Below are 11,239 nucleotides of genomic sequence, written 5' to 3'. Positions count from 1 at the left end.
CCTTTCACCCCCGCAGTGGAGCCACCTATCAGATTCAAAGAAAAATTGTTAACTATCTGAGAGTTAAAAAAACCATGAGTTCCTAAACCTGGGGCGAGAGACACTTGGATAGGGCTATAAGCAAATATTCCGCCCAAATTCATGCTCTGTACTCGCTGTTTCGAACTGGTAAAAAAACGTCCAAACGTGTTACTAAATAGGTTTTTCTCCTGATCATACCCTTGGTAAAACCCGATATGTTTTTTCTTACCAAAATGTAGAGCCTCTACCGGCAAGAGTAACGTTACAGAGGTATCTTTGTAGTTGGTCTTACTCAAAACAATTGCCACCATCTGTTCGGGTTTTTTAATAGCGAGCTGAAAGTAACCTTCTCTATTGGATAACGCAGAGGAAGAAAAACTCTTATCATACACACTCGCTTGTTCTATTGCTTTTTCCGTTCTCAAATCCCTTACATAGCCTGAGATAACCGTTTTACTTCGCTCCTTTGGATCAATTTCTACCACGACTTCCATCCGTTGAGGGGCATAGGTGATAATAATATGGGATGATGTCTCCTTGAAAGTATAAACATCGCCTAGCAGCTCTTCCAAATAATCAATTCGTCGTCCTTTGAACGATGATTTAGATACCGTACTATCAAGATCTAATAAACTACTATTATAAGAAAATTCAAATTGGTCGTTACTTTTCATTGCATTCAATACTTCGCGCAACGTCGTGTTTTTATACGACGGTAAATTAATCGATTCAGAAAGCAAGTTTTGCCCAGAGGCCTCCATATACCCTGAAATCAAAAACATGGTCAAGACAAACAGTTTCGCTCTTTTTATTATATATATCAAAATCTTTATGTCCCGCATAGTTCTAATTTTCATTTTTCTTTTCAAAATGATATATGTTGCCAATCTTTTTCAATTTTAGATTAAATGTTTTTGTAATTACATTTAACATCTCGCTCAAAGATTGTTGTTCGAACGTAGTCGTCAAAAGCAAATTCTGATCCTCAGGATTATCAAATACAAACCTGACATCGTAGGCTTTTTCAAATGTTTTAAATACCCTAGATAACGGAGTATTTTCGAAAATAAACTCTTGATGTACATAGTACCGGTATAATTGATCTTCAACCGGTTCTACCGAGACTTTTCGACGGGTCGTATCAGAAATTGTGAGGCCTTGACTTGCCGTTAAAATAGCTTCGTGTCTTCCGTATCGTACGTTTACTACGCCACTATTGACAATCACCTGCGTCTGATTGCCGTCATGACGAACGTGAAAACTCGTACCCAAAACAGTGATCCTTGCATTCCCGCTCTGAATAACAAATGGATGCTCTGCGTCAGGCTTTACCTCAAAATAAGCTTCACCTTTCTCCATTCGAACTGACCTATCTACGGATAACCAACTTTTATTATAATCTAATGCCGAATTTCTATTTAATGTAACTTTACTTCCGTCCGGGAGCACTTCACTTCTTATCTGATTAGTTGTCACTAAATTTGTATGGTTTGTATTCGCGTTATACACTGACCAAAGTGTTGCTATTCCAAGCAGACCGATCAACAATGCCGCATTCCACCAAAGTCGGCGGTCACGGCGGCGAATAATTACGGAGTTGTCACCACCTTGATACCGTTGCTCTCGCAACACCATAAAATTCTTCCACGCTTGATCAACATCGACCTGCGGAACAGAATTCTTAATATCTCCTATCTCCCAAACCTTCTTCATCTTTATATATTGTTCTTCATTCTTTATATCCGCGTTCAACCAGTCATGTAGTTGAGCTAACTCTTGCGTTGTACCATTTCCACTGATACATCTTATAATCATTTCTCTTTTCATAATTTATGCATGATTAATAAAATCCAAAAAATAGCTAAGTATTCGGCCAAGTGCAGACGCAAGTGCTTTAACACCTTTGACATGTGCCCCTCAACAGTTTTTAAAGAAATTTTCAATGAATCCGCAATCTCCTGGTACTTCAGCTCCTGAAATCGGCTCATCTCAAATATGGTCCGACTTTTCTCTGGCAACATGGCAAGGGCGTTAGATAGTCTAATTTTAAGTTCTGTATCTCGTTCAATAAACTCTTGCTCTTGTGCTCCATGGTATGACTGGTATTCTTGATATTGTTGTTTCAATTTGTCCCGTCTCAAAACATTCATACAATAATTGTGAACAGATCTATAGAGATACGCTCGCAATGAACTTATAACCTTTTTTTCCCATTCACTTTCCCATAAGTTCAAGAAAACCTGTTGAACAACTTCTTCGGCAATATCCATGTCTTCGACAAACCTAAAAGCGTACGCATGTAATTCCCGATAATGTAATCGAAATGCTGACTCAAATTTCTTCTCTTTATTTTCTAACATTTTAAATAGTTATAGATAAACGGAGGTCTTGGCTCTTTAACAACCGCTACATACTTAAGACAATCTTTATACTCGTTACCCTTAGCATATTTTAAAAAATATTAAGGGTAAACTTGGCAGAGATTGTCACATCTAAAAGGATGATTATGTACACAATGTTTTATATTGTTTTAGCGGCAATTAGCACTATTTTTCTAATTATAGGTTTTGTCATCGCAATATCGTTATTCATGGTTCATTCATCCTCCGAATAATTAAAAACAGACTAATTTAAAACAAGTAATGTTAAGCTATCTAATCCAATTTGTATTTAAATATAGACAGGATATTTGTATCCAGAATATATCACGAGCATTCCCAGACCTATCTTACCTTGAAATTAAACAGCGAATAGGCGAATTTTATACAAACTTTGCCCGAATAATTTGGGAGATTGTTTTCTTCCATAGAACCAAGTTAATAGTAGATAATCAAACCGCCGATCTTTTCGACAATATCAAAGCATTAAACCGCCCAGTTATCTTACTCTTGGGGCACTATGGTAACTGGGAAGTGCTCAACAGACTACCCATGCATACGTCACTTCCTGTTCAAGCGTTATATAAACCATTGAAAAACAAAATATTTAATATGTTAATCGTAAAACGACGGTCTCAATTTGGTGTACGTCTAATCGAATCGACAAAGGCGCTACGAACATTAATTCAACAAAAAGATACGTCTTCTGTAACGTTATTCATTTCCGACCAGTATCCGGGGAATAAAAATGGGTTATCTCTTACTTTTCTTAATCAACCTACTTATATGTTTACTGGTGCTGAAGCAATTGCTCGACGAATCAATGCTTATGTCGCATACCTAGAATTACGACCAGTAGGCAGCCATTCCTGGACAATATCAATACAAACAATAACTGAGAATGCCGCACTAGCAGAGAAAAATGAGATTACTAAACAATTTACAAGAAATCTGGAAGGAAGTATTCAACATTCCCCTAGTTGGTGGCTTTGGTCCCACCGTCGTTGGAAATAAAAGATCTCGTTGATCGCTTTGGGAGCTCAATGAGATCTTACTTACTATGTATGTTATTTAGGCGTATATTCACGATGTTGACTGTACACCAATTCCCTTGAGTATGGAAAGTAAATACAAAAGAAGGAGCCTAAAAGGCTCCTTCTAAAGTATCTAACAAATTGATTACGGTTAAAACTTTATTTTACTGCGTCAACAACTGCTTTAAAAGCATCGGGGTTATTTAAAGCTAAATCAGCCAAAACCTTACGATTTAAACCTACATTTTTAGCATTTAATTTACCAATCAACTGAGAATAAGAAATTCCGTGTTGACGTGCTCCAGCGTTGATACGTTGAATCCATAAAGCTCTAAACTCGCGCTTTTTAGTTTTACGGTCGCGATAAGCGTACTGTAAACCTTTTTCTACTGTATTTTTAGCAATAGTATAAACTTTGCTTCTTGATCCGAAATAGCCTTTAGCTAATTTCAAGATTCTTTTTCTTCTTCTTCTAGAAGCTACTGCGTTAACCGAACGTGGCATATTATTTAAAATTTAGTTTGGTATTAGGCGCTACGTATTTCAGCAATCTTACAACCTCATACCCGGTCAAAAAATATTTATTAAAAATTGAGATAAAACTTATTTACCGATCGCAAGCATACGTTTTACGTTGCCTAAATCAGCATCATTTACGTAACTAGTTTGTGTTAAGTTACGTTTTTGCTTTGTAGTTTTTTTCGTCAAAATGTGGCTTTTGTAAGCACTTTTTCTTGCAATTTTACCTGTTCCAGTCAATTTAAAGCGTTTTTTCGCGCTGGAATTGGTTTTTACTTTTGGCATAATCCTATTTTTTTATATCAATCTGTTAGACTCTTTATTTTTTTGGAGCTTTCGGAGAAAGAGTAAGAAACATTCGTTTTCCTTCCAGTTTTGGAAGCAATTCGACTTTCCCGTAGTCTTCAAGCGCTTGTGCAAAACGTAACAAAAGAATCTCTCCTTGTTCCTTAAAGACAATAGCACGACCTTTAAAATGCACATAGGCACGTACTTTCTCTCCACTTTCTAAAAACTTCATCGCGTGCTTAAGCTTAAACTCGAAATCGTGATCACTTGTGTTCGGACCGAAACGAATTTCCTTAATTACAGTCTGCTTAGCGTTCGCTTTAATTTCTTTTTGCTTCTTCTTCTGTTCGTAAATAAACTTACTGTAATCAATAATCCTACAAACAGGAGGAACCGCATTTGGCGAAATCTCCACAAGATCAAGTTCCAATTGATCGGCTAACTCCATAGCTTTACGAGTTGGATAAATTCCTTGCTCTATATTATCGCCGACCAAACGTACCTCTGGTACCCTGATAAATTCGTTAATGCGATGTTCTGGTTCTTTCTTTCTCATTGGTGGTCTAGAACCACCACCTCTATTTAATGCCAAATACTTTAAAATTAAACGGTTATTTCTTTAATTAATAATTCCTTAAAATCTTCTGGACTCATCGTCCCAACTTCTACAGATCCGTGTTTACGAACAGAAACTGTGCCACTCTCCATCTCTTTTTCCCCTACAATCAACATATAAGGGATCTTCTTAACCTCCGCGTCACGAATCTTACGTCCCACCTTTTCATCACGATGGTCAATCAGTCCGCGAATATCGGAATTATTTAGCGATTCTAAAAGATTTTTCGCATATTCTTCATATTTTTCTGACACTGGCAAGACGATAAATTGCTCAGGAGCAAGCCATAACGGAAATTGACCAGCACAATGTTCAATTAAAACAGCAACAAAACGCTCTATAGAGCCAAATGGCGCACGGTGAATCATCACAGGGCGATGCTTTTGATTGTCACTACCCGTGTATTCAAGTTCAAAACGCTCCGGAAGGTTGTAATCCACTTGAATGGTTCCTAATTGCCACTTCCTCCCTAAAGCATCTTTCACCATAAAATCAAGTTTCGGACCATAAAAAGCAGCTTCCCCATACTCAACCACAGTAGGAAGGCCTTTTTCTTCAGCAGCCTCTACTATTGCTTGCTCAGCAAATTTCCAGTTATCATCTGTACCGATGTACTTAGTACGATTTTCTGGATCACGAAGAGAAACTTGAGCTGTAAAATCTACAAATCCCAACGCATTGAACACGTAAAGAACCAAATCGATAACTTTTTTAAACTCCTCTTTTACTTGATCGGGGCGACAAAATAGATGAGCATCATCCTGAGTAAACCCACGAACACGCGTTAAACCATGTAGTTCACCAGACTGCTCATAACGATAAACCGTCCCAAATTCAGCGAATCGAACTGGTAAGTCTTTATAAGAACGAGGCTTTGTTTTATAGATCTCGCAATGATGCGGACAATTCATCGGCTTCAAGAAAAACTCTTCACCTTCCACAGGCGTATGAATAGGCTGAAATGCATCAGCACCGTATTTTTCATAGTGGCCTGATGTTACATACAATTGCTTATGCCCGATATGTGGTGTTACAACCGGTTCGTAGCCCGCTTTAATCTGCGCACGTTGAAGAAAATCCTGTAATTTCTGTCTCAATGCTGCTCCTTTTGGTAACCATAAAGGTAAGCCCGCTCCAACTTTTTCAGAAAAAGCAAACAGTTCAAGTTCTTTTCCTAATTTACGGTGATCTCTTTTCTTGGCCTCTTCAATAAACTTTAGATATTCTGTTAATTCTGATGCCTTTGGAAAAGTGACGCCATAGATACGGGTCAACTGTTTGCGTGTTTCATCACCGCGCCAATATGCTCCTGCAACGTTTGTCAATTTTATCGCCTTGATTACCCCGGTGTGTGGAATATGTGGGCCTCTACAGAGATCAGTAAAATTTCCTTGAGAGTAAAACGTTATTTTCCCATCTTCCAAATCTTTAATAAGATCTAGTTTATATTCGTCACCCTTCTCTGTAAAATACGCTAAAGCATCAGCTTTTGAAACTGCCTTACGATCGAACACTTCCTTTTGCTTAGCTAATGCCAACATCTTATCTTCTATCTGTTTAAACTCATCGGAAGAAAATTCGCGATCGCCGAAGTCAACATCGTAATAGAATCCTGTTTCAATTGAGGGACCTATTCCAAACTTAACGCCTGGATACAAGGATTCGAGTGCTTCGGCTAATAAATGCGCAGATGAATGCCAAAAGGTAGACTTTCCCTTATCGTCATTCCAAGTGAGAAGTTTAACTGCTGCATCCTCCTCAATCCCGCGAGTTGCATCCCAAACTTCGCCATTCACTTCCGCTGCCAACACGTTTCTCGCAAGACCTTCAGAAATGGATAATGCAACTTGCATTGCAGTAGTTCCTTTTTCGAACTGACGTACTGATCCGTCAGGTAATGTAATGTTAATCATCAACAAATATGATTTTTAAATTAATAAATAAAATGCACTACGTAAAATCGGCACATACAAGCGTACCGAAAAGTATCGAATTAATTAGATAAAGCTAATGACGAACACCAAAATACGAGCGCGTGAATTAAAGCTCAAAGATAGGCAAACCTTAGCGAAGGAACCAGCTAAATCATAAATATATCGACCAGATCCCAAATACTTGCTTTCGTGTGATCAATTAAGCCCCTATAAAGCGAAGTAGTAATGCTGTTATGACCTCGAGCGCTACATTAATGAATCCTAATATGTATTAGGATACTAATCGATTGTTTGACCATATCTATTGTGCATTACGACCACATTTATTTTTGCTTCAATAATAGTATCGTGAATCAAACTTTCTGTGCACTTTATTTTTTTGTACCTTTGTACTCGAAAATTACAAAGAATGTCAAATCAGGTTCCAGAAGACGGAAGTCTCCTCCCCCTAATGGAGGAATTTTACACGATACAGGGAGAAGGGTATCACACAGGAAAGGCTGCTTATTTTATACGTTTAGGAGGTTGCGACATAGGTTGTCATTGGTGTGACGTTAAAGAAAGTTGGGACGCCAATCTCCACCCGTTAACCTCGGCCGATACAATCATTGAACATGCGAAACTTCATCCTGCAAAAACAGTTGTCGTAACTGGCGGGGAACCTCTTCTTTATAATTTAGATTATCTTACAAAAAAATTAAAAGAAGAGGGGATTCAAACATTCATTGAAACCTCTGGTGCATATCCTCTTTCGGGATTTTGGGATTGGATTTGCCTATCGCCCAAGAAATTTAAAGGACCTCGGCCCGACGTGTTAAATGCCGCCGGTGAACTCAAAGTAATTGTTTTCAACAAAAGCGATTTTCAATGGGCAGAAGAACATGCACAGTTTGTTAGCAAGAATTGTAAACTTTATCTACAACCTGAATGGTCTAAAGCTGCCGAAATGACGCCTGATATTATCGAATATGTAAAAGAAAATCCAAAATGGGAGATATCTTTACAAACACACAAATATCTAAATATTCCATAGAAGCCATAAACAGTCTTTAAGTTTCGACATTTTCTAAGAGAAGAGGCAGAACAATAACGATTTGTATGATATATAGAAACGTCAGACAGTCCACCTTTTTATATATTCTCTACCTATCCGGAATCTAAAGTTTTACAACTTCACCACTACGCACAGACTCATCACACGCAAAAGCAATCCGCAAACTATTAATCGCGTCCTGCATAGATTTGGATAGATTTAGATCCTCGGTAATAGCTCGTAAAAAGAACTGTTGCTCCCTAGTACAAAGTTCTTGATGATCAGGCTCATCGGAAAGATCAATCCATTGATCGTTTTGTATGAAATTATTGGTCTCGTCGATATCCGCGTAATGCACACGCAAAGATTCGGTTTTGGAATGCGCCTCTACGGAATCAGAATTACCAGTCGAAGCAGCGTTATTAGCAACAATTGATACGGAACCCCTTGGTCCAATTACATCTTTCACAAAGAATGCGGTTTCACTAATCATAGGCCCCCATCCTGCCTCGTACCAACCAACGGACCCATCGTCAAAACGAATTTGCAATTGCCCATAATTATAATTGGAGACTGGAATATCTTCCGTAAGCCGCGCGCCTATCGCATAAACTTGAGTAGGTTTCGCGACAGTCATTTGACACATGACATCAATATAGTGCACACCACAATCTACAATAGGGCTCAAACTATTCATTAAATTACGATGAACATCCCACATATACCCATGACTTTGTTGATTAAGGTTCATTCGGAATACCAATGGTGTTCCTAGTGACTGTCCGATTTCGATAAATTTGATCCATGACGGGTGATAACGTAATATATACCCCACCACCAGTTTCTTACCAGAATTCTTTGCCGCCTGCACAACCCGTTCGGCTCCTAACACACTATCGGCGATCGGTTTCTCGATAAAAACATGGGCTCCTCTTTCAAACGCCATTAATGCGTATCGTTCATGTGTATCGGGATATGTCGAAATACAGACTGCATCAGGCTTCGTTTGCTCGAGCGCTACAGAATAATTATCAAATAATGGATAATCTGCATCTAATCGTTCATTCACTTTGATTTTGCTATCACCCCGTGAAACTAAACCTACGATTTCAAACCCATCTAATCGGTGATAAGCGGTTGCATGAGAGGCTCCCATATTGCCACATCCCACCACTAATATTCTAATTTTCGCCATTTTTTATCTATACGAATTTATAAACACCTTGTCTTGCAATTGGGAGTTTATCAACCTCCATATCCCAAACATAGTTTTCTACCGGTGGTCCCAATACTTCTTCCGAGTTTATGATCTCATCATATGAGATAGTCTTTCCTGAATATGCTGAGGCGCGCCCCCAGATTGCCATCAAAGTCGAGTTTGCCATATAATCCCCATCATCTATCACTCGATTTTCACGGATCGCTTTAAATAATTCGTCATGTTCGGTTTGATACATATTATTCAACTGCTCGGAATTTTTCCAAGGCTGATCTCCAAAAATCTCATAACTGGTATTCAAAGCGACGTCAATCCGACCCTTTGTCCCAAATGCCTCGATTGTATTCCGCGGTGTGGTACCATTTTGTTGACGGCCAAAATGGAATCCCCTAAACCCATCTTCATATACATATTCGACACTAAAATGATCATAGACATTACCAAACTTATTCCATGGACGACTTTGACGGCCGCCCATTGCTGTTACTTTAGTCGGCACTCTCTCTTTCAGTATCCAATTCATGAAATCAATACTATGGACGGTTTGCTCTACAATCATGTCGCCCGAATAACGCTGGTAATAAAACCAGTTTCTAATTTGTTGTTCCAATTCCGAACTTCCTGGCTCTGGCTCCCTATAACTCAATTCACCCCCTAAGCGAAACGTTGAGATAGCGTGGATATCCCCGATTGCTCCTTGATGAACTCTTGAAACTAATTCACGGTTAGGAAAGGAGTAGCGAAAACAAAAACCACTCATCACGCAAAGCTTCTTCTGCTTTGCTAACCTCACAGCATCCTGAACAATATGTATCCCCGGAACATCGACCGCAACCGGCTTTTCACAAAAAACATGCTTCCCCTCTTTTATAGCAAGAGCTAAATGAGCAGGACGAAAACTGGGTGGAGTACATAAAAGAACTACATCTACATTAGATTTTATTAATTTCTCATAGGAATCAAAGCCAACAAATGCGCGATCCTCAGGAACATCGACTCTCTCTCCGTATTTTCCCTTTAGGGCGGTTAGTGTTTGTTGCAAATTATTACCAAACACATCGGCAAGTGCGGTCACTTTCACATCGGGATCGGCCTGCAGGGCTTGAAATATTGCACCCGTCCCACGTCCTCCGCAACCCACAAGTCCTACATTTAATGTTTTATTCTTCGGGGCCAAACCGGCGGCACTTAATGGTGTGTCAAACGCGGCAGCTCCTAAAACTACTCCACTTGTTTTCAAAAACTCTCGTCTACTAGTCATGCGTATAATTTACGGTTTAGAAAAATTCTTGCATCCTCATGCAAGAATAATAAAAAAACAATTGTCCATAAGGAATAATTGTATAATTTCACGACAAATTAACAATATCCCTAAGATTATGCAAGATGCTATCAAAGATATTACACCGCTAATCAAAGATAATGCAGCAACGTTTGGATTATTGATGGCGGTGTTAGGTATCGTTTTCTATACTTCAAGCCTTGACAACAAATATATTAAAGGCTTTTATTCCGTTATTCCACCGTTGCTGTTATGTTATTTCGTGCCAGGAATCTTAAATTCTACCCATGTTATAGACGGGGCGAATTCTCCTCTGGCAAGCATAGGAAGCCGCTTCTTTCTTCCCGCATGTTTGATTCTTTTTACGTTAAATTTGGACTTACGCGAGTTATGGAACTTGCGTAAACGTGCAGGACTTATGTTTATCACTGGGACAATTGGCATTGTATTAGGAGGTCCAATCGCTGTCTGGCTCACGGCACTTGTGGCGCCTGAAGTCGTGGGTGGAGTCGGTCCTGACGCTGTATGGCGTGGCCTGGGGACTTTAGCAGGATCATGGATCGGCGGTAGTGCTAACCAAGTTGCAATACGCGAGATTTTACAACCCTCCGGAAAACTTTTTTCGTCAATAATCGCTGTCGACGCTTTAGTTGCTTATTTGTGGATGGCTCTTTTACTGTACGGCGCAGCAAACACGAAGAAAGTCGATAAATTTTTCAAAGCAGATACGACCGATGTTGATGAACTGACTCAGCGAATGGATCACTTATCAAAAACAAACAGCCGAATACCTGAAACAAAAGATATCATCATTATGCTCTCATTAGCATTAGGTGGTACAGGTTTAGCTTCTTTTTTAGCAATCCCTATTTCAGAGTACATGCAAGCTCATTTCCCACAGCTGGAAACCTTTTC

11 protein-coding genes and 1 pseudogene are annotated in these 11,239 nt (G+C 39.1%); 3 read left to right on the top strand and 9 right to left on the bottom strand.

The window, feature by feature from the left end:
- The 3 genes and pseudogenes from HP439_RS14875 to HP439_RS14865 all read right to left on the bottom strand — a co-directional run.
- Nucleotides 1-863 (bottom strand): annotated as a pseudogene (locus tag HP439_RS14875) (carboxypeptidase-like regulatory domain-containing protein); the annotation flags it as partial.
- A gap of 4 nt (nt 864-867) precedes the next feature.
- The gene (locus tag HP439_RS14870) at nt 868-1,848 is read right to left on the bottom strand and encodes a FecR family protein (protein ID WP_172391129.1); all 981 of its coding nucleotides are present in this window, start codon (nt 1,846-1,848) and stop codon (nt 868-870) included.
- Nucleotides 1,845-2,381, bottom strand: a complete 537-nt coding sequence (locus HP439_RS14865) for an RNA polymerase sigma-70 factor (RefSeq protein WP_172391128.1) — start codon at nt 2,379-2,381, stop codon at nt 1,845-1,847. Before HP439_RS14865 ends, HP439_RS14870 begins: the two co-directional genes overlap by 4 nt.
- 282 nt (nt 2,382-2,663) lie before the next feature.
- Here HP439_RS14865 and HP439_RS14860 point away from each other — a divergent pair, with 282 nt between their 5' ends.
- A complete protein-coding gene (locus HP439_RS14860; protein ID WP_172391127.1) occupies nt 2,664-3,413 on the top strand; it encodes a lysophospholipid acyltransferase family protein in 750 nt (249 codons plus the stop codon).
- Nucleotides 3,414-3,592: 179 nt separating this feature from the next.
- On the opposite strand, the gene rplT is transcribed toward HP439_RS14860, so the two are convergent.
- The 4 genes from rplT to thrS form a co-directional block, all read right to left on the bottom strand.
- A complete protein-coding gene (gene rplT / locus HP439_RS14855; RefSeq protein ID WP_172391126.1) occupies nt 3,593-3,937 on the bottom strand; it encodes a 50S ribosomal protein L20 in 345 nt (114 codons plus the stop codon).
- A gap of 99 nt (nt 3,938-4,036) precedes the next feature.
- A complete protein-coding gene (rpmI, locus tag HP439_RS14850; protein WP_172391125.1) occupies nt 4,037-4,237 on the bottom strand; it encodes a 50S ribosomal protein L35 in 201 nt (66 codons plus the stop codon).
- Nucleotides 4,238-4,271: 34 nt separating this feature from the next.
- Complete coding sequence (infC, locus tag HP439_RS14845) at nt 4,272-4,796, bottom strand: translation initiation factor IF-3 (protein WP_425501373.1); 525 nt, start codon at nt 4,794-4,796, stop codon at nt 4,272-4,274.
- A 47-nt stretch (nt 4,797-4,843) separates the two neighbouring features.
- The gene (gene thrS, locus HP439_RS14840) at nt 4,844-6,769 is read right to left on the bottom strand and encodes a threonine--tRNA ligase (protein ID WP_172391123.1); all 1,926 of its coding nucleotides are present in this window, start codon (nt 6,767-6,769) and stop codon (nt 4,844-4,846) included.
- Between the two features lie 430 nt (nt 6,770-7,199).
- On the opposite strand from thrS, the gene HP439_RS14835 reads away from it, so the two are divergent.
- The gene (locus HP439_RS14835; protein ID WP_172391122.1) at nt 7,200-7,823 is read left to right on the top strand and encodes a 7-carboxy-7-deazaguanine synthase QueE; all 624 of its coding nucleotides are present in this window, start codon (nt 7,200-7,202) and stop codon (nt 7,821-7,823) included.
- Nucleotides 7,824-7,947: 124 nt separating this feature from the next.
- On the opposite strand, the gene HP439_RS14830 is transcribed toward HP439_RS14835, so the two are convergent.
- Nucleotides 7,948-9,018, bottom strand: coding sequence for a Gfo/Idh/MocA family protein (locus HP439_RS14830; RefSeq protein ID WP_172391121.1), 1,071 nt, complete (start codon nt 9,016-9,018; stop codon nt 7,948-7,950).
- 7 nt (nt 9,019-9,025) lie between these two features.
- The gene (locus tag HP439_RS14825) at nt 9,026-10,303 is read right to left on the bottom strand and encodes a Gfo/Idh/MocA family protein (RefSeq protein ID WP_172391120.1); all 1,278 of its coding nucleotides are present in this window, start codon (nt 10,301-10,303) and stop codon (nt 9,026-9,028) included.
- A 118-nt stretch (nt 10,304-10,421) separates the two neighbouring features.
- On the opposite strand from HP439_RS14825, the gene HP439_RS14820 reads away from it, so the two are divergent.
- The coding region (locus HP439_RS14820) for a DUF819 family protein (RefSeq protein ID WP_172391119.1) at nt 10,422-11,239 on the top strand (818 nt) is incomplete at its 3' end.

It is taken from the genome of Sphingobacterium shayense (assembly GCF_013179575.1).
Lineage (GTDB): Bacteria > Bacteroidota > Bacteroidia > Sphingobacteriales > Sphingobacteriaceae > Sphingobacterium > Sphingobacterium shayense.
The sequence above is the reverse complement of the archived record's forward strand: the minus strand, read 5'-3'. Positions and strand labels throughout refer to the sequence as shown.